The organism is Flavobacterium sp. MR2016-29, from assembly GCF_015350695.1.
GTDB lineage: Bacteria > Bacteroidota > Bacteroidia > Flavobacteriales > Flavobacteriaceae > Flavobacterium.
In genome coordinates this window covers 503,895-524,025 of sequence record NZ_JADKPU010000001.1, presented here as the reverse complement: position 1 = coordinate 524,025, position 20,131 = coordinate 503,895, and the positions used below count along the sequence as shown (strand labels likewise).

Genomic DNA, 20,131 nt, shown 5'->3' with positions numbered 1-20,131 from the left:
TAATTATTATTTTATATGAAAAGTTTTAGATTAAAATCAGTTTTAGTAGTATTATTTTTAGCAACTGCATTTGTTTCGTGCAGCAATGACGATGATGTAAAAACAACAAATCCAACAACAAAAGTTGCACTGGTTACAGAAGTTAAGGGACCAGCAACAGGAAAAGTAAATGAAGAATTAAGTTATGATGTAACGTTTATTGTTGATAATGCTTGCGGAGAGTTTGATAAAATTTCTGAAGTTACAATTGGTGGAGTAAAAGGATTGCAAGTTGAAGCAAAATATCCATCAGAAGTTTGTACACAACAAGTTCCAGATCCAAAGAAAACAGTTTACAAATTCAAATCGACTACAAAAGGAACATTTGAAATTAAATTTAAAAAATCAGAGACTGAATTTGTAACTGCAAAAGTGGTTATTGAATAAGCAATTTTAGTTCTTAATTTTAGGTTTAAAAACCATTTTGCAATTATCTTATTCATTTAAAATGGAATGAGATAATTGTAAAATGGTTTTCTTTTTAATTAGTAAAGTGAAATACAATCTTTGTGAATTTCGCATAAATCTTTGTATCCTTTGCGTTTAAGCAGACTTTGCCATTCCTCTAAAATTTACTATTTTTGCACTCTAAATTTTATGTCATGCCGAAAAGAAAATATAAAATAGCCGTTATTCAGTTAAACCTGAATGACGTTGCCGAAAATAATCTAAAAAAATGTATCAGCTGGGTAAGAGATGCTGCAGGAAAAGGCGCAGAAGTTATCTTGCTTCCAGAATTATATAGCAGTCACTATTTTTGCCAAAGCGAAGATGTAGATAATTTTGCATTAGCAGAACCATTATACAGCACTTCTTTTATTGCTTTCAGCGAATTGGCAAAAGAATTAGGAGTTGTAATTATTGTTCCTTTCTTCGAAAAAAGAATGGCCGGAATTTACCACAACAGCGCTTACATTATTGATACAGATGGTACAGAAGCTGGTTTGTATAGAAAAATGCATATTCCGGATGATCCTCATTTTTATGAAAAATTCTATTTCACTCCTGGCGATTTAGGTTTTCAGGCGATTGAAACAAAAAAAGGAACTGTTGGTACTTTAATCTGCTGGGATCAATGGTATCCAGAAGCAGCTCGTATAACTGCTTTAAAAGGTGCTGAAGTATTATTTTATCCAACTGCAATTGGATGGCATCCAAAAGAAAAAGAGCAATACGGAGAAAATCAATACGGCGCTTGGATGAATGTAATGAAAGGCCACGCTGTAGCAAATGGAGTTTTCGTAGCAGCTGCAAACCGAATTGGTTTAGAAAAATATATTGAAGGAACAGAAGGAATTCAATTTTGGGGAGCTTCATTTATTGCTGGACCTCAAGGTGAAATTTTAGCTCAGGCTTCTCATGATCAAGAAGAAATTTTAATTGCTGAAGTTGATTTAGACTTACAGGAAAATGTTCGTCAAAACTGGCCATTTTTCAGAGACAGAAGAATTGATGCTTTTGGAGATATTACAAAAAGAGCAATTGATAAATAATTAATTATTATTTAAACCATAAAAAAAAGGACAAAGCTTACTAAACTTTGTCCTTTTTCTTTGCAAATAAAAAGGCGGTTTCAATTATTGAAACCGCCTTTTATATATTTAAATTCTTTTAGAATTATTTTACTTGGAAAGTAACTCTTCTCACGATTTGACGTGCTTCTTTAGAATTTTTGTTTACAGAAGTATCTTCTCCGTTAGCAATTACATTCAATCTAGAAGCATCGATTCCAGCGTTTGTAGCTACGCTTTTCACAGCTTCAGCTCTTTTTCTAGACAATTCAGTGTTATAGTTAGAACTTCCAATTTCGTCAGAATATCCAATGATATCGGCAGTTTTACCTGGATTGTTTTTCAAGTATTTCACTAAGAAATCAACACCAGATAATGAAGCATTTGTTGGTTTAGATGAATTAAAATCAAAATAAACATTTACATATCCGCCATTAATCAATTCTTCGATAGTACCGTTAGTTGCAGCTGCTTTACCGTTTTGTCCGTAAGTTTTTTCTAAATAGCTTTCTAACTCATCAGGAACACCATTTTGATTCGTATCAATAGATTGTCCTTTTGTATTTACTGCTACTCCAGAAACTGTATTTGGTTCTAAATCATACAAGTCAGCAACACCATCTTTATCAGTGTCGATAAGTCCAGTTTCGATTGTTGTAACTCTTTCTTCTAATTCTTTGTAACGATCTTCTTCACCAACCCAGTCAGCATGTTTTGCATTTTTACCTAGATAGAAAGTCAAACCAACAGAAGCGTTTAACAATACTCCGTCAAAAGAACCGCTTGTAGTATTACCCATTCCATCAAAGTTCCAGTTTTGTCTTCCATTAACAATTCCTGTAAGGTCACCTGTCAATGCAACTCTGTTGCTTAATTTAATTTGTCCAGTCAAACCAGCAATTCCGTGAGCCATATAATCTTGTCCGCCTGGCCCAGTTTCAGTACTAATTTGAGAAACTCCAAAACCACCATGAGCCAAAATACCAATTGTATTTGTCCAAGTTTCAAAATTTAAAGCTCTTCCTACATTAACAACACCTTGTAAACTTGCTCTAACATATCTGCTTTCGAAGTCAGGAGTATTTTCACGTTCTTTAAATTGATCGTAACCAACATCTAATTTTAAACCAAACTTAGGATTGAACATGTATCTAGCACCTAAATCTGCGTGAAAGAAATTTAAAGATTCTGTTGAATAACCTGGAGTCATCGTTCTGGTTGGTTTGTTAACACCACCATTTAATTCGATAGACCATTTGTTGTACTCTTGGTCAGTAGATGGCTTTGCAGAAGTTGTAGCCATATTTTGAGCGCCCGCAGCGACTGTTAATAGTAATAAAGATAATGATGCTAATTTCTTTTTCATGATATCAAAAATTTAATTTGTTTTTTATTTTAATTCCTGACAAAAGTATCGCTCATGTTTATGATATGTGTTGTATCGGGTCTTACATAATTCCCACTAATTAACTTAGAATTCTGAAAATGTGTTAATTAAAGTTAAATATTTTATAAAAAAAAAGGATAAAATTTAATTTTTATCCTTTTTTTGATTTTTACTATATCGATTACTTTAAATCTGGCTGATAAATTTTAATTGTGCCATCTCCTTCGCTACTGACAACTAATAAACTTCTTTTTGTTGGACTCTTAGAAGCCGGAATAAAAAGTACACCTTCTGGTGCATCGCCTGTTTTTACGGTTTGCAAATATTGAGGAGAAGCTGGATTTGTAACATCGTAAGTCATAAATGCATCAGATCTTTCTATACCAACAAATAATATGTTTTGAGTTCCCATTTTAGCTACCACAACAGCTTCTGGTTCAGAACCTTTGTCATCGCTTCTTTTATCATCGTAAGTTCCCAATTCCTGAGTTTTTTTGTCAACCTCATTTTTGCTGTCAAAGACAATTTTTCCAGTATTTCCATTCCATATAGAGAAAGAACGTGCGCCAAAACTTACCATTTCATCTAAGTCACCATCGCCGTCAGTATCACCCATATCAGCAATCAAATTCAATCTTCCTAAATTAGATTCTAATTTTAAAGTAGCAGCATCAGGAAAAACTGTTGCGTCTAACTTCATGTCTTTCATTCGCTTAATATCAGTATTGGCATTATATTCTCTGGCATCTCCTTCATTAGCTGTTACAAAATACGGAACATTATTAGCAGAAAAATGACTAATAGCGTCTGGCATGAACATACCTTTTACTTTCCATGGATTAAAAGCTACTTTATCATCTTTATCGCTTACATCAATCGCGTTATCAGCAGTATTAAAATCTTTAAATCCTAAAGGATAAATAGTTGTAATAGTTTTAGATGTTAAATCTACTTTTGCAACGCCATTATTTTCCTGTAAAGTTACCCAAGCTGTTTTAGAATCGTCAGAAATAGTAATGTATTCAGGCTCAATATCTTGAGCAAAACTTTTAGCAAATTTTGAAATTCTAAATCCGTCCTTAGCTAATGTCGCTGCCTGACCGCTGAAAGAAGCAAAATCTAATGTTGTAACAGTATATGTGCTTGTTTCAATAATAGAAATAGTTCCGTTTGGATCTTGAGAATAATCAGTATTTGGTTCGCCTTCATTAGCGGTCATAATATATTTTCCGTCAGCTGAAAAAGTAATCATATCTGGCAATGCACCAACGGTAACTTGTTTTATTAAGCTATAATCTGTGGTGTTAAAAACAACGACTTTTCCGTTTCCTTGTTTGTTAACTGTTGATTCTAAAGCAACAGCAAGCTTTCCGTCGTAAATAGAAACACTATTTGAAGCACCTTCATATGGTGTTAAATCAATTTTGCCAACTTTAACAGGTTTTGTTGGGTCAGAAATATCAATTACATCAATTTGATTTGTACTACTGTTATTTACTGTAAAAAGTCTTTTTGTTTTTTCATCATAAGCAGAAATTTCAGCAGCAGCTTCACCGCCAATGGTGATAGACCCAATTTCCTTAAAAGAAGCTGGATTTTCATTTACTGCAACTTCAGGTTCTCCTTTTGAATTTTCATCGTTATTACAGCTTGCCATTATAAAAAGTGCTGCTAATAATGAGATAGTTAGTTTTTTCATTTTAAATAGTTTTTAGTTTGTCAAAAGTAATTAGGAGAACTTGGGTGTATATTAAGGCTTCATTATTTAATCTATAACTTAAATTTTACCACATATTTTGGCATAATTTTGATTTGAATTTTACTGTATTTTTTATAATCCTTTTGAATGTTTATCTTTGTGCTCTTTTAAAATTAGAACCTCTTTATGTCAACAAATAATAGAAGATTTCCAGCAGAATGGGAAAAGCAACAAGGAATTGTATTGTGTTTTCCGCATAATGGCAACGATTGGCCGGGAAAATACGAAGCCGTTCAATGGGCTTTTGTAGAATTTATTAAAAAAGTCGCAACTTTTGAAACTGTTTTTTTGGTCGTAGCCGATGAAAAATTAAAAGCAAAAGTTACCGAAATGTTAGAAAGTGCGCGCGTAAATCTTGCGAATGTTTCTTTCATTATACATAAAACAAATAGAAGCTGGATGCGTGATTCTGGACCAATTATTGTGAAAAATGGTTCTAAAAGAGAAGCTTTAAATTTCAACTTTAATGGCTGGGCAAAATATAAAAATTATCAATTAGATAAATTTGTTCCAGGCAAAATTGCTGATTTTATTGATGTGCCATTAACTCAGGTTACTTATAAAGGAAAACCAGTAATTGTTGAAGGTGGCGCAATTGATGTAAATGGAAGAGGAACTTTGTTAACCTCTGAAGAATGTTTGATGCATCCTACAACTCAGGTTCGAAATAAAAATTTCACTAAAGAAGATTACGAAGCTGTTTTTAAAGAATACTTAGGAATTACCAACGTAATCTGGCTTGGAAACGGAATTGAAGGAGATGATACACATGGTCATATCGACGATTTATGCCGATTTGTAAATGAAGATACCATTGTAACAATTGTTGAAACAGATAAAAACGATTCAAATTATAAACCTTTACAGGATAATTTAAAGCGTTTACAAAATGCAAAATTAGAAGACGGAAAATCGCCGACAATTGTAGCGCTTCCAATGCCAAAACGTGTTGATTTTGAAGATTTAAGATTACCGGCAAGTTATGCTAATTTCTTGATTTTGAATAATTGCGTTTTAGTTCCAACTTTTAATGACAGCAACGATCGCGTAGCTTTAAATATATTATCAGAATGTTTTCCTGATCGTGAAGTAATCGGAATTAGCTGTATTGATTTTATCTGGGGATTCGGAACCTTACATTGTTTAAGCCAACAGATTCCGGCTTAATTTTCGCCTCTAATTATACAATATTATTGAGCTGTCACTTTTAGTGACAGCTTTTTTATTTACATATACTTAACATACGGAACTACCGTGCGTCCCGGCAACATTCTTAAATTTGTCCAGTCAACAAATGCAGCAATGCAGATTCAATTTTTATAATGAAAAAAATATTTTTGGTCCTTTCTATGCTTTCTCAGGGAGCTCTTTTTTCACAAACTAATCCACAAAAACCAGTTGAACTTACATTTGCTACCTATAATGTAAGTATGGAATCTGAAAACTATTTTCCGAGAGGTACGAAGGGAAATTCGGAGCAGATATTGATCAATCAGCTTGATTCAGGAAATAACGTTCAAATTAAAAACATCGCCCAAATTATTCAGACGGTAAGGCCGGATGTTATTTTGCTAAACGAGTTTGATTACATTAAAAATCCTAAACTTGGGGTAAAGGCGTTTATTAAAAATTATTTAAAAGTGGCTCAAGGCGGAGCAACGGCTATTGATTATCCTTATTTCTATTACTCAACGGTGAATACTGGTCAGCCAAGCCCTTACGATTTGAACAATGACGGAAAGTCAGAAAATTTTGGAAGTGATGCTTGGTTATTTGGTATGTATCCTGGTCAATATGCTATGATGATTTTGTCAAAATACCCTATTGATGTTAAGGCAGTCCGTACTTTTCAACATTTTAAATGGAAAGATATGCCGGGAGCATTGCTTACCAAAAACGCGGATGGTTCGGATTGGTATAGCAAGGAAGCATGGGAGCAATTTCCATTATCTTCCAAATCTCACTGGGACGTTCCTGTTCAAATTGGCAAGAAAACGGTTCATATTTTAGCCAGTCATCCTACTCCTCCTTCTTTTGATGGTGCAGAAGATCGTAATGGAAAAAGAAATCATGATGAAATCCGTTTCTGGAAGGACTATATTTCAGACAATACAGCTTCATATATTTATGATGACAAAGGAGTAAAGGGAGGCTTACCTGCGAATTCTCAATTTGTTATAGTGGGTGATCAAAATGCTTCACCGGTAGAAGGAAATGCTATTATGGAAGGTATAAAGTCATTACTTGACCATCCTAAAGTTAACAGCGACCTTACACCTGCAAGTAAAGGAGGTGCGGAACATAGTCCTCAAAACCCTTTCGGAATTAATCATACTGCCTTTTGGAGAATGCGTGCTGATTATGTATTGCCTTCAAAACTTGGTTTTAAGGTTATCAACAGCGGTGTATTCTGGCCTGCAAAAGGTGAACCAATGTCAGAATTGGTTGAAAAACGTGAATCAAGTTCAGATCATCGTTTAGTTTGGGTGAAGGTAGTTTTGGAGTAAATAACTTCTTCTCTATATTTTTTTGTTTTTTAAACGCAAAAAAATCTTTGCAACTTCGCTCCCGAAGCCTCAGAATGCGAGACTCAAAACAAAAAGAGCTTGTTAGTTTAATTCTAACAAGCTCTTTATTATATGAACTAAAATTAATATTTTAGGACTCCTTATGGTCTGATAAAGGGAGGCAATAATTGACTGCAAACTTCTCCAAAACCAATTCGTACTTCAGCATTTTCGCAGAAACCTCTTATGATTACGGTATCGTTATCTTCTATAAATTTACGTTCGCTTCCATCTTTTAATTTAATCGGATTTTTTCCTCCCCAAGTCAGTTCTAACATAGAACCGAAGCTGTCTGGAGTTGGTCCAGAAATAGTTCCAGAGCCCATCATATCACCAGAATTCACACGGCATCCGTTTGAAGTATGATGCGCTAATTGCTGACTCATTGACCAATATAAATATTTAAAATTTGATTTTGAAACTATAGTTTCTTCTGCTTCTTCAGGTTTAAGTGAAACTTCTAAATGAATATCAAAAGCTTTTTTGCCTTTTGTTTGTAAATAAGGAAGCGGCGACGGATCTTGTTTTGGACCTTTTGTTCTAAAAGGCTCTAAAGCATCCATAGTCACAATCCAAGGAGAAATAGAGGTCGCAAAGTTTTTTGCTAAGAATGGTCCAAGTGGCACATATTCCCATTTCTGAATATCGCGTGCGCTCCAATCATTCAATAAAACCATTCCGAAAATATAATCTTCAGCTTCGTAAGTGGGGATGTTTTCTCCCATTACATTAACGTCGGTTGTAATAAAAGCAGTTTCTAATTCAAAATCCACTAAACGAGACGGACCAAAAACAGGATATTTTTCTCCAGCAGGCAAAGTTTGTCCCATTGGTCTGTGAACCGGAATGCCAGACGGAACAATAGTAGAACTTCTTCCGTGATAACCTACAGGTATATGAAGCCAGTTTGGCAATAAAGCATTTTCAGGATCACGGAACATTTTTCCTACGTTAGTAGCGTGTTCTTTACTTGAATAAAAGTCAGTATAATCGCCAATTAAAACCGGCAATTGCATTTCGACATCATCAATTTTAAAAATAACAATATCTTTATCTTTTGTTGAATCTCTAAGTTGAGGGTTCGTTTCATCGAAAATTTCAGCGATACGATTTCGAACTAAACGCCATGTTTTTTTTCCATCAGAAATAAAATCATTAAGCGTGTCTTGCATGAACATATCATCAGTTAAATCTATTCCTTCAAAATAGTTCAATTGTTGTAAAGCTCCTAAATCTATAGCGTAATCGCCAATTCTTGTTCCTACTGTAACGACATTTTCTTTAGTAAGAAATACACCGAAAGGAATATTTTGAATAGGGAAGTCGCTATTTTCTGGCACTTCTAACCATGATTTTCTTTTGGTATCGTTGGCGGTTATTGGCATGTGAATGTTAATTATTTGTTGAAAAATTGTATGTCAAATATATCATAATCTAACAGTTTGACAAACGTTTTTTTGTATTTTTGCAGGAAATTAACGAAAAACGAAAAAATGCAACGCGACGAACAAATTTTTGACCTTATACTAGAGGAACAAGACAGACAAATTCACGGACTAGAACTTATTGCTTCTGAGAATTTTGTAAGTGACGAAGTAATGGAAGCAGCTGGTTCTGTTTTAACTAATAAATATGCCGAAGGTTATCCTGGCAAAAGATACTACGGCGGTTGCGAAGTAGTTGACGTTATCGAGCAAATTGCAATAGACAGAGCAAAAGAATTATTTGGTGCTGAATACGCAAACGTACAACCTCACTCAGGTTCTCAAGCTAATACAGCAGTTTACCACGCTTGTTTAAATCCTGGTGATACTATCTTAGGTTTTGATTTATCTCATGGTGGTCACTTAACTCACGGTTCTCCAGTAAACTTTTCAGGTCGTTTATACAAGCCAGTTTTTTACGGTGTAGATGCTGAAACTGGTCGTTTAGATTATGACAAAATTCAAGAAATTGCGACTAAAGAACAGCCAAAATTAATCATCGCCGGAGCATCTGCTTATTCTCGCGATATGGATTTTGCACGTTTCAGAGAAATCGCTGACAGCGTAGGAGCGATCTTATTTGCTGATATTTCTCACCCTGCAGGTTTAATTGCAAAAGGATTAATGAATGACCCGATTCCTCATTGTCATATCGTTTCTACGACAACACACAAAACTTTGCGTGGGCCACGTGGAGGTTTGATTTTGATGGGAAAAGATTTCGAAAATCCACAAGGTTTGAAAACTCCAAAAGGAGAAATCAGAATGATGTCATCATTATTAGATCTTGCTGTTTTCCCAGGAAATCAAGGTGGACCATTAATGCACATTATTGCTGCTAAAGCTGTTGCTTTTGGTGAAGCATTAAAAGATGAGTTCTTTACGTATGCTATGCAATTGCAAAAAAATGCAAACGCTATGGCAGATGCATTTGTAAAAAGAGGATACCAAATTATTTCTGGCGGAACCGATAACCACATGATGCTTATTGACTTAAGAAATAAAAACATTTCTGGTAAAGAAGCTGAAAATGCATTAGTAAAAGCAGAAATTACAGTAAATAAAAATATGGTTCCATTTGACGATAAATCTCCATTTATCACATCTGGAATTCGCGTAGGAACAGCTGCAATCACAACTCGTGGTTTAATTGAAGAAGATATGGAAACTATCGTAGCGCTTATCGATAAAGTTTTGTCTGATCATACAAACGAAACAGTTATCGAAGAAGTAGCTAACGAAGTAAATGAAATGATGAGCGAAAGACCTATTTTCGTATATTAATATAGTTTCAAGTTTAAAGTTTCAAGTTTAAAGTTTTGTGACGCGTAAAAAAACGTAGAACAAAACTTTAAACTTTTTTAGTTTCGGATCGAATCTGAAACTTGAAACAAAGAAAACCTGAAACAAAAAAACAAAAAGACATGGGCGTACTAAGATTACAACTGCCAACAGACCCAAGATGGGTAAATATTGTAGAGAAAAACATTGAAGAAATCTTGACAGATCATGCTTGGTGCGAGCAAAAAGCAGCAACAAATGCGATTACAATTATAACGAATAACTCTGAACATCAAGATTTGGTGAAAGATTTATTGGCTTTAGCCAAAGAAGAAATCGATCATTTTGAACAGGTTCATAATATTATTATCAAAAGAGGCTTAAAATTAGGTCGCGAACGCAAAGACGATTATGTAAATGAATTGTATTTATATATGAAAAAAAGCGGCGACGGAAGCCGTGTTTCTGGATTAGTCGAAAGATTGCTTTTTTCAGCGATGATCGAAGCAAGAAGCTGCGAACGTTTTAAGGTTTTATCTGAAAACATTCAGGACGAAGAATTAGCTGTTTTTTACAGAGAATTAATGGAAAGTGAAGCTGGACATTATACTACATTCATTACTTACGCTCGTAAATACGGAGTTGGAATTGATGTAGAAAAACGTTGGAGAGAATGGCTTGCCTATGAAGAATCAATCATTAAAAATTACGGAAAAGGAGAGACGATTCACGGGTAAAAAGTTTTGTTTCAGGCTTTTTTTATTTCAGGTTTCAGGTTTTCTTTGTTTCAAGTTTGTCACGTTGAGTGAAATCTAAACGCGTTCTGATTGAAAATTTCAGGTTTACAATAAATAAAATCATTATAAATCCGCGTCTTCGCGAAGCGAATCTGTGTCATCTGCGTCAAAAGGTACGTTCCAATTAAAAAATTTCTTGAACCTCCGTGCCATCTTTGTGAATCTCTGTAAAACTCTAAAATAAAAAATCCCCGTCTTCGCAAAGCGAATCGGTCACATCTGCGTTCCAAATAAACGCAAAGTTTTAATAATCTAAATTCTATCCCGAAGTTTCGGGACTACAATCTAAAATTGTATCTTTGAAAGTAACCAAAATTCAAAGCCATGAGAATAGAAACTGATCTGAAATTAGGATTTAAGGACGTAATGATTCGACCAAAAAGATCAACGCTGAAAAGCAGATCTGAAGTATCTTTAGAAAGAAATTTCAAGTTTTTACACAGTACAGCTATTTGGACAGGAATTCCTATTATGGCGGCAAATATGGATACAGTTGGTACTTTCGAAATGGCTAAAGTTTTAGCTAAAGAAAAGCTTTTTACAGCCATTCATAAGCATTATTCTCCTCAGGAATGGCATGATTTTCTGAAAGATGCAAACCCAGATTTCTATGATTTTATAGCAATTAGTACCGGAACAGGAAAAGAAGATTTTGCAAAAATTGGTGAAATAATAACAGCAAATCCGCTATTAAAATTTATTTGTATTGACGTTGCGAACGGTTATTCAGAACATTTTGTACAGTTTTTAAAACAAACGCGAAAACAATATCCGGATAAAGTTATTATTGCAGGAAATGTAGTTACGGGTGAAATGGTCGAAGAACTATTATTGGCCGGAGCTGATATTGTAAAAGTAGGGATTGGCCCGGGATCTGTTTGTACAACTCGCGTAAAAACTGGCGTGGGTTATCCGCAGCTTTCAGCGATTATAGAATGTGCAGATGCAGCGCACGGATTAGGCGGACATATTATAAGCGACGGCGGATGCAGTACTCCTGGAGATGTTGCCAAAGCCTTTGGAGCAGGTTCAGACTTTGTAATGCTCGGCGGAATGCTGGCAGGACATACTGAAAGTGGTGGAGAATTGATAGAAGTTGAAGGCAAGAAATTCAAACAATTTTACGGAATGAGTTCTACAACTGCTATGGATAAACATGTTGGCGGCGTTGCTGAATATCGTGCAAGCGAAGGAAAAACAGTTCAGGTGCCGTTTAAAGGAAATGTAATAAATACAGTTTTAGATATTCTAGGCGGTTTAAGAAGCACTTGTACTTATGTTGGCGCTTCGAGATTAAAAGAATTGACCAAGCGAACTACTTTTATAAGAGTCAGCGAGCAAGAAAATCAAGTTTTTACAAATTAGTATTTTTCAAATAATATGATTTCACTTTCAGAAGCAACAATAGCAGATCTTAAAACAATTCAAGAAATAGCACATTTAACTTGGCCACTGACCTATGGAGAAATTTTATCTAAAGAACAGTTAGATTATATGTTGGATCTAATTTATTCAGATGAAGCTTTAAAAACTCAATTTGAAAAGAAAGAACAGTTGTTTTATTTAATTTTAGATGATGAAACAACAGTTGGTTTTATCGGAATTGAACATAATTACAAAAATGGATTCGTAACTAGAATTCATAAAATATATCTTTTGCCAGAAACTCAAGGAAAAGGAATAGGAAAAAAAGTTATAGTAGAAATCGAAAAATTAGCATTTGAAAAAAAATCAATCGCATTATCACTAAATGTAAATAGATTTAATAACGCACTCCGTTTCTATCAAAAACTAGGATTTGAAGTTACCGATGAAGTCAATATTGACATTGGAAATGGATTTTTGATGGAAGATTATGTGATGGAAAAGCGGTTGTAAGGGTTAAAATAAATCATAAAAAGGCATTGACTGTAATTGTACTTAGCTAAATATTAAAAAAGCTAACTTTGTAAAAAAAATAATATGGAAGATATAAGATGGGAACAAAGATTTTCTAATTTTAATAAAGCGCTACTAAAGTTAGACGAATCAGTAAATTATATAAAACAAAATTATTTAGATGACAAAGATGAATTAGATGCTGATAATTTAGGATATGTTGTAGAGGAACTAATAAAAGAAGGCCTAATTCAAAGATTTGAATATACTCATGAATTAGCTTGGAATGTAATGAAAGATTATGCTTTTTTTCAGGGAAATTCGACAGTTGGGGGTTCTAGAGATGCAACAAGGGAAGCTTTTAGATTACATATAATTGAAAATGCTGAAATGTGGATGGATATGATTCAGAGCCGTAATAAAACTTCTCATACTTATAATGAGGAAATTGCAAATGAAATATTTAATAAAATAATTAATGACTATTTCCAATTGTTTTTAGATTTTCAAAAAAAAATGGAAGAAAAAAAAAGTGGTGAACAAATTAATCTAATTTAATTTTATGAGTTCGTTTGGTCTTTCTTCAAATTATATAACTAAAATTAATTCAGTATTTCATCAGTATTTTAATATTGATGAAGTCATAATATTTGGCTCAAGAGCGAAAGGAAACTATAGAGATAATTCTGATATTGATTTGGCAATAAAAGGAAAATTCATTGATTTGTCAACTTTGCAACAAATCGAAAACAAATTAGAAGAGTTATATATACCCAATTTTATTGATTTAATAATCTTTGATAAAATTGAAAACCCTGATTTGGTAAATCATATAAATAGAGTGGGTAAACAGTTTTATATAAAAGGCAAATCTTATTAATTTGTATTAACTCACAATAATATCATGTTTAAATAATAATCCTTTTACTTCTTTTAAAGCAAAAACAGCTTTTTTGAGCTTAGTTTTTGATGGATCAATTGTATAATTGTAACTGGTCTTAAAATCGGCTTTGTTGGCAGTTGCCTTGTCAAATTCTGAGCGATATAAATCGCAATTATCAAAAAGTACGCTTGTAAGATCTGTTGCCATAAAATCTACCGCAATTAAACTGCAGTTGGTAAAAGTAGTTCCTTTAATTTTTAGCGCGTAAAACTTAGAAAAATCAAGGATGCAATCGTAAAAATGAACTTCAAAAATTAGTTTGTCGCACATGGCGAAATTCACTTCCTTAATTTCGCATCGATTAAAAGATGCAGTTCTAAAAGCGACGTAATTAATCTTTGCTTCACTAAAAGTACAATCATTAAAAATGCAGTCAATAAAAGTAACAGCTAAAAAGGTGCAGGCAGAAAAATTGCAATTATTAAATATACAGCATTCGAAATCCTTAAAATTAAGATCGTCTCGATTATAAATAATAGTATCGTATTCTTTATCAAGGAAATATTCGCTCTCTTTTTTCAAGGTGACTTTTAATTTTTTAGGTTGAAAAGATACTAATTTAAGTAAAATATTATGCAAAATTTACAGTCAAAATTTATAATTTGATGTAGCTTTACGTTGATTTTTTTTAAAGTAAAAATGATAATTACAAAATATGGAATCAACAAGAAAAGAACATGATTTTTTAGGAGAATTAGATATTCCTAATCAACTATATTATGGTATTCAGACCTTTAGAGCTGTAGAGAATTTTAATATTACGGGAATTCCAATTTCAAAAGAACCTTTATTTATCAAAGCTTTAGGGTATGTAAAAAAAGCCGCTGCGATGGCAAATAAAGACTGTGGCGCTTTAGATCCTAAAATTGCCGAAGCAATTTGCTACGGAAGTGATCAGGTTATTGCAGGTAAATTCGATAAAGAATTTGTAAGCGACTTGATTCAGGGCGGGGCGGGAACTTCAGTAAATATGAATGCAAATGAAGTAATTGCCAATATTGGTTTAGAATATCTTGGACATAAAAAAGGGGAATACAATTTCCTTCACCCAAATAATCATGTTAACTGTTCTCAATCTACAAATGATGCGTACCCGTCTGCTTTTAGAATTGCACTTTACTTGAAAATGGAAAGTTTTATTAAAACATTAGAAGGCTTGGAAATCGCTTTTGCTGCAAAAGGAGAGGAGTTTAAAAATGTTTTAAAAATGGGAAGAACGCAATTGCAAGATGCCGTTCCGATGACTTTAGGACAAGAATTTAAATCTTACGCAACTACAATTGGTGAAGACGTACGAAGGTTAAAAGATGCTCAGAGCCTGGTTTTAGAAATCAATATGGGAGCTACTGCAATTGGTACAAGAGTAAATGCACCAGAAGGATATCCTGAAATTTGTGTAAACTACTTAGCAAAAGAAATTGGAATTCCGCTAACACTTTCACCAGATTTAATTGAAGCGACAGTCGATACTGGAGCGTATGTTCAAATCATGGGAACATTAAAAAGAACGGCTGTAAAAATCTCTAAAATCTGCAACGATTTAAGATTATTGAGTTCTGGACCAAGAACAGGTATAAACGAAATTAATTTGCCCGCACGTCAGCCGGGTTCTTCTATTATGCCCGGAAAAGTAAATCCGGTAATTCCAGAAGTAGTCAACCAGACTTGTTTTTATGTAATCGGACAGGATTTAACGGTTACTATGGCAGCTGAAGCAGGACAATTACAATTAAATGTAATGGAACCAGTAATTGCTTTTGCTATGTTTACATCGTTAGACTATCTTTCAAATGCAATTCAAACTCTAATTGATAAATGTATCATCGGAATTACTGCAAATGTTGATCACTGTTATAATATGGTAATGAACAGTATTGGAATTGTAACACAATTGAACCCTATTTTAGGTTATGAAGAAAGTGCAAGTATTGCCGGCGAAGCTTTAAAAACAAATAAAAGCGTTCATGAAATTGCTGTTATCGAGAGAAAAGTAATCACTCAGGAAAAATGGGATGAGATTTATTCTTTAGAGAATTTAATTCATCCAAAATTTATCACGAAATAAAAGATTATCTATAATCTAAAAAAGCCGTCAGTATTTATATGACGGCTTTTTTATGCTTTTAAAAATATGTTTTAAAGCATTTTATTAATAGAATATTTTATAAAAAATACCAGCTAAAATAAGATATATAAAAAGACATATTACATTAACAAACAATACTTTGAGGTATTTATTTAATGAAGGAATATTTTCTCTAAAAAACGTATAATTCATTACTGTTGCTGCACCGCCAATGAATCCTCCAATTGCGCCTCCGCCGATTATTATTAAAAAAGGCAAACCGCCAATTAAATATTCATACCATTTTAATTTTTTTGCCATGGGATGTTTCGTTCCATTTATATTCAAAACTTGTGCTGATATATCTGGAAAATTTGCTTTAGGGAAAGCTTTAACGGTTTCATTATTGGCTGTTTTTAATAAAAATGGCTTCCCTTTTTCTTTAGTTTGCTCAACAAGAATCCCATTTTGTTTTAATGTTGATTTGCCTGAGAAAATATTATTTTCAAATTCAAAAGTATCGTTTGGAAAGTCTTCTAGAGTAAATTCAAAATTATTTTTCATTGTTTATTTTTTTGGGAATGTTTCAAATGAAATCATTACTGTTGGTGTATTTAAATATTTTGCAAAAATAATTGAAACTGATAATTTGCGTAATTCCTAAAAGCTTAAAAAGAAACAGAATAAGATTTTATTTCAATAGTAATTTGAAAAATAATTTATTCTAAATATAGAACGGGTTTTTCAGAAAGTCTACATATAATTTTAGTTTTATAAAGTGTTGAAAATAAGCGTTATATTTACATAGCAATTGATGTTATTTCAGAAAATTAAAATTCTTAGATGATAAAAATTTTAAAAAATAATTGTTTTCAGAATAAATACAGCCTTTTAGGATTGTTCTTCTTTATTCAATTCAGTTTGATCGCTCAAATTGAATCAGGCGGTTCCGAAATTTGTCCACCAAAAACATTCTTCGAACTTTTTACAAAAAAAGATTCTGTTCATGTAATTAAACCTGTAAAAAACAGCTTTTTTTTAGTTATTCCAGTGATCGGTTCTCAGCCGGCGACCGGATTTGTTTTTGGTGGTGTAGCACAATATACTTTTAAAGGAAAACAAAAAGCAGCTAAATATTCAATTGCCAATGTGGGCATAACTTATACAACAAAAAAACAGTGGCTGGTCAATATTAAAAACAGTATTCTTCTAAAAAACAATAAGATATTTCTAAACGGAGATTATAGAATCTATATATTTTCACAGCCCAATTACGGTTTAGGAACTAATATTATTCCGCCTCGACGCGATCAGGAACCAAATTTTAGTATTGATTCGCTTGCTCAGCCAATGGATTATAATTATTTTAAGTTTCACCAAACGGCTTCTTTTGAGGTAAAACCTAATTTTTATGTCGGAGGTGGTGTAAATATCGACTGGTATACTTCTATAAAAGATAAAGAATTAGATATTGCAAATGGAATATCTACGTATCATTATGATTACAGTCAAAAATATGGATTCAATAATTTAGAATATTTTTTAACGGGCGTAAGTCTTAATTTGGTATACGATTCACGAGACAATCAAATTAATGCTACACACGGCTGGTTTGCCAATATTAATTATAGATTTAATCCCGTATTGTTTAAAAATCAGGAATACAGTAATGTTTTATATACAGAATATCGAAATTTTATTCCGCTTTCGGCAAAAAAGAAAGGCTATATTTTGGCACTTTGGACCTACGGACAATTTGTAACCAGAGGAAAAGTTCCGTATTTAAACCTGCCCGCAAATGGCTGGGACCAGCGAAGCCGAAGCGCCGAAGGGTATACACAGGGATTGTTTAGAGGAACGAATTTAGTTTATCTTTCAACTGAATTTCGCTTTCCAATTACCTGTAATCAAATGTTTAGCGGTACGGTTTTTACCAATTTTGTAACCGCAAATAATCCAGATACAAATATCCATCTTTTTCAATATATTCAGCCTTCATTTGGTGCAGGATTACGAATTTTAATCGATAAAGCAACCCGAACGAATCTAATTGTAGACTACGCTTGGGGCAATAATTCAAAAGGTTTTTATTTGAATGCCGGCGAAACTTTCTAATAAAAAATATTCTAAAAGCATTTCGAAATACTAAAAGCTCATTTTTTTTATTGGTTTATATGTTCAACTGTTCATAATTAAATCATAATTTACAACTATTGCCATTTAGATTTTTAAACTCAATTCTTATTTTTGTTACTAATAGAAATATTTAGATGAAATTATTAATAGTCGAAGACGAACCAAATCTTTTATCCATTCTGCGTAAAGGTTTTGCCGAAAACAATAACGAAGTCAGCGTGGCTCTCGATGGCAAAACAGCTCTCGAAATGATTCACAATTACAATTTTGATGTTGTAGTCTTAGATGTTATGCTGCCCGATATCAACGGAATCGAAATTTGCAGAAGATTGCGTGCCAGCAAAAATTTTGTCCCAATTTTACTTTTGACCGCTTTAGGAACTTCAGAAAATATTGTAACCGGATTAAACGCTGGTGCTGATGATTATTTAGTGAAGCCTTTTAAATTTGGAGAACTCGATGCAAGAGTAAATGCCTTGAACAGAAGAGCAAATCAGGAAACTGAAAAAGTAGATACTATCGTAATTGCAGATTTAGAGATTAATGGAAAAGCTAAAACCGTAAAAAGAAACGGAGAATCTATTGTCTTGACTGCGAAAGAATTTAAATTATTGTATTATTTGGCCAAAAATACAGGCAGAATAGTATCGCGCGATCAAATTTTAGATAATGTCTGGGACATTAATTTTGATATGAATACTAACGTTGTTGATGTGTATATCAATTACTTGAGAAAAAAAATAGATAAGCCTTTTAATTCCAAACTTATTCATACCATGAAGGGTTTAGGTTATGTTATACAGCCATAAAATGGATATAAGAAAAAAAATTACTTTTACTTATGTAGCGTTGTCTACCTTTAGTACATTATTATTGTGTATTATTGTTTTCGTTTTATTTAGAGAAAATAACCGTTATCACTTCTTAAAAAGATTAGAAGACAGAGCTAAAATTGTAGCTTCGATTCATTTTCAAAAAGATCCTGAAAAAATAAAATACTATAAAAATCTTAAAAAGAACGGACTCGAAGAACTTATAGAAGAGGAAGAATTTGTTCTTAAAATAAACAGTGCCAATAGTTTTGATTATAATACTGCTCTTAATTTGCCAAATCAGTTTTATACTAATATTTTAACTACAGGCAAAGATTATTTTGAGGTTAACAGCAAATATTATTTAGGACAGGTTTTTACAGAAAACAATCAGAAATATATTGTAATTGTTGCCGCACGTGACCGAAGAGGAAAAACCACAACGATTTATATTGTAAAAATATTATTTTTTGGCGGTATCGGATTTATTCTTCTCGCTTTCTTTTTAGGACGTTTTTTAGCGAAACGTGTTATAAATCCTGTTGCTAGAATTACCAAAGAAGTAAACCGAATCAGTGCTTCAAATCTCCACAACAGATTGCCGGAAGTTAAAAACTCAGATGAAATTTCAGATCTTACGGAAACGTTTAATGATATGCTCGACCGATTAGAAACTTCATTTGAAATTCAGGCGAATTTTATTAATAATGCTTCTCACGAATTAAAAACGCCAATTACAACTATTATTGCCGAGTCTGAAATTATGTTGCTTAAAGAGCGAGAAGTTTCAGAATATATTGAGTCATTGCAAAATATTTACAGTCAGGCTTCTAGATTAGGAAACTTAACAGAAAGTCTATTAAAACTGACTCAAACAGGTTACGACGGCAAAAAGCAAGTTTTAGATATAGCACGTATAGATGAGCTTTTGATGGATGTAAAATCAGATCTTGATAAAATTTATCCCGACAATCGCGTGAGCATGAAGTTTAATTTTGCTCCAAAAGATTCTAATTTGCTTTTAATTCCGTGCAACAAGCCTCTTTTAGAGTTAGCAATTAACAATATTGTGACAAACGGAGTAAAATATTCGGATAATAACGAAGTTTTTGTAACACTTTCAGCAAATAAGGAAGTGATTAAAATTTCTATTAATGATATCGGAATTGGAATTCCGCCAGAAGATATTCCGCATTTGTATGAACCTTTCTTTAGAGGAAAAATTGCCACTAAATATATTGGTTACGGTTTAGGTTTGCCGTTGGCATCAAAAATTATCCGCATGCACGACGGTGAGATACAAGTACAGTCAGAGCAAAATAAAGGGACTATTGTAACTATTATTTTCAAGAAGTCAAAAATCAAAAATCCCAACATTAAAAATTCTAATGTTGAATCTTAGAAAATTCTAATTTTAGATTAAGACCCTTCTAATTTACAGGGAGTTATTTTGTATGTATAAACTAAACGAT

General features: G+C 33.0%; 19 protein-coding genes. 14 read left to right on the top strand and 5 right to left on the bottom strand.

Annotated elements, in window-relative coordinates:
• The first annotated feature begins 15 nt into the window (after window positions 1-15).
• Window positions 16-426 carry a hypothetical protein gene (locus IR010_RS02410; protein ID WP_194566571.1) on the top strand — a complete coding sequence of 137 codons (411 nt, stop codon included), beginning with the start codon at window positions 16-18 and terminating at the stop codon, window positions 424-426.
• A gap of 215 nt (window positions 427-641) precedes the next feature.
• Complete coding sequence (locus tag IR010_RS02405) at window positions 642-1,532, top strand: carbon-nitrogen hydrolase (RefSeq protein WP_029269683.1); 891 nt, start codon at window positions 642-644, stop codon at window positions 1,530-1,532.
• Window positions 1,533-1,656: 124 nt separating this feature from the next.
• Here IR010_RS02405 and IR010_RS02400 read toward each other — a convergent pair whose 3' ends face one another.
• Entirely contained in the window at window positions 1,657-2,916 is a 1,260-nt protein-coding gene (locus IR010_RS02400; protein ID WP_194601258.1) for an OmpA family protein, read from the bottom strand.
• Between the two features lie 202 nt (window positions 2,917-3,118).
• A complete protein-coding gene (locus tag IR010_RS02395; RefSeq protein ID WP_194566567.1) occupies window positions 3,119-4,636 on the bottom strand; it encodes a choice-of-anchor I family protein in 1,518 nt (505 codons plus the stop codon).
• 186 nt (window positions 4,637-4,822) lie between these two features.
• On the opposite strand from IR010_RS02395, the gene IR010_RS02390 reads away from it, so the two are divergent.
• Together IR010_RS02390 and IR010_RS02385 are read left to right on the top strand one after the other, a co-directional pair.
• Window positions 4,823-5,863 carry an agmatine/peptidylarginine deiminase gene (locus IR010_RS02390; RefSeq protein WP_029269686.1) on the top strand — a complete coding sequence of 347 codons (1,041 nt, stop codon included), beginning with the start codon at window positions 4,823-4,825 and terminating at the stop codon, window positions 5,861-5,863.
• Between the two features lie 155 nt (window positions 5,864-6,018).
• A complete protein-coding gene (locus IR010_RS02385) occupies window positions 6,019-7,203 on the top strand; it encodes an endonuclease/exonuclease/phosphatase family protein (protein ID WP_194601256.1) in 1,185 nt (394 codons plus the stop codon).
• A gap of 161 nt (window positions 7,204-7,364) precedes the next feature.
• Here the strand turns inward: IR010_RS02385 and fahA are convergent, their stop codons facing one another.
• Complete coding sequence (gene fahA, locus IR010_RS02380) at window positions 7,365-8,648, bottom strand: fumarylacetoacetase (protein WP_194566561.1); 1,284 nt, start codon at window positions 8,646-8,648, stop codon at window positions 7,365-7,367.
• 108 nt (window positions 8,649-8,756) lie between these two features.
• On the opposite strand from fahA, the gene glyA reads away from it, so the two are divergent.
• The 6 genes from glyA (at window position 8,757) to IR010_RS02350 (ending at window position 13,583) form a co-directional block, all read left to right on the top strand.
• On the top strand, window positions 8,757-10,031 hold the full coding sequence (glyA, locus tag IR010_RS02375) for a serine hydroxymethyltransferase (RefSeq protein WP_194566559.1): 1,275 nt from the start codon (window positions 8,757-8,759) through the stop codon (window positions 10,029-10,031).
• Between the two features lie 140 nt (window positions 10,032-10,171).
• The gene (locus IR010_RS02370; RefSeq protein WP_029269691.1) at window positions 10,172-10,765 is read left to right on the top strand and encodes a tRNA-(ms[2]io[6]A)-hydroxylase; all 594 of its coding nucleotides are present in this window, start codon (window positions 10,172-10,174) and stop codon (window positions 10,763-10,765) included.
• A 384-nt stretch (window positions 10,766-11,149) separates the two neighbouring features.
• Window positions 11,150-12,190, top strand: a complete 1,041-nt coding sequence (locus tag IR010_RS02365; RefSeq protein ID WP_194566557.1) for a GMP reductase — start codon at window positions 11,150-11,152, stop codon at window positions 12,188-12,190.
• Window positions 12,191-12,205: 15 nt separating this feature from the next.
• On the top strand, window positions 12,206-12,703 hold the full coding sequence (locus tag IR010_RS02360; protein WP_194601254.1) for a GNAT family N-acetyltransferase: 498 nt from the start codon (window positions 12,206-12,208) through the stop codon (window positions 12,701-12,703).
• A gap of 84 nt (window positions 12,704-12,787) precedes the next feature.
• The gene (locus IR010_RS02355; RefSeq protein WP_194601252.1) at window positions 12,788-13,261 is read left to right on the top strand and encodes a nucleotidyltransferase substrate binding protein; all 474 of its coding nucleotides are present in this window, start codon (window positions 12,788-12,790) and stop codon (window positions 13,259-13,261) included.
• A gap of 4 nt (window positions 13,262-13,265) precedes the next feature.
• On the top strand, window positions 13,266-13,583 hold the full coding sequence (locus tag IR010_RS02350) for a nucleotidyltransferase family protein (protein WP_194601250.1): 318 nt from the start codon (window positions 13,266-13,268) through the stop codon (window positions 13,581-13,583).
• 6 nt (window positions 13,584-13,589) lie between these two features.
• On the opposite strand, the gene IR010_RS02345 is transcribed toward IR010_RS02350, so the two are convergent.
• On the bottom strand, window positions 13,590-14,168 hold the full coding sequence (locus tag IR010_RS02345) for a pentapeptide repeat-containing protein (RefSeq protein ID WP_194601247.1): 579 nt from the start codon (window positions 14,166-14,168) through the stop codon (window positions 13,590-13,592).
• A gap of 133 nt (window positions 14,169-14,301) precedes the next feature.
• Here IR010_RS02345 and aspA point away from each other — a divergent pair, with 133 nt between their 5' ends.
• Complete coding sequence (aspA, locus tag IR010_RS02340; protein ID WP_194601244.1) at window positions 14,302-15,711, top strand: aspartate ammonia-lyase; 1,410 nt, start codon at window positions 14,302-14,304, stop codon at window positions 15,709-15,711.
• A gap of 84 nt (window positions 15,712-15,795) precedes the next feature.
• On the opposite strand, the gene IR010_RS02335 is transcribed toward aspA, so the two are convergent.
• Entirely contained in the window at window positions 15,796-16,275 is a 480-nt protein-coding gene (locus tag IR010_RS02335) for a hypothetical protein (protein ID WP_029269702.1), read from the bottom strand.
• 279 nt (window positions 16,276-16,554) lie between these two features.
• On the opposite strand from IR010_RS02335, the gene IR010_RS02330 reads away from it, so the two are divergent.
• From IR010_RS02330 to IR010_RS02320, 3 genes are all read left to right on the top strand, one after another.
• On the top strand, window positions 16,555-17,826 hold the full coding sequence (locus IR010_RS02330) for a BamA/TamA family outer membrane protein (RefSeq protein WP_194566546.1): 1,272 nt from the start codon (window positions 16,555-16,557) through the stop codon (window positions 17,824-17,826).
• A gap of 155 nt (window positions 17,827-17,981) precedes the next feature.
• Window positions 17,982-18,656 carry a response regulator transcription factor gene (locus IR010_RS02325; RefSeq protein WP_029269704.1) on the top strand — a complete coding sequence of 225 codons (675 nt, stop codon included), beginning with the start codon at window positions 17,982-17,984 and terminating at the stop codon, window positions 18,654-18,656.
• A 1-nt stretch (window position 18,657) separates the two neighbouring features.
• Entirely contained in the window at window positions 18,658-20,061 is a 1,404-nt protein-coding gene (locus IR010_RS02320) for a sensor histidine kinase (RefSeq protein ID WP_194601242.1), read from the top strand.
• The last annotated feature ends 70 nt before the right edge of the window (window positions 20,062-20,131 follow it).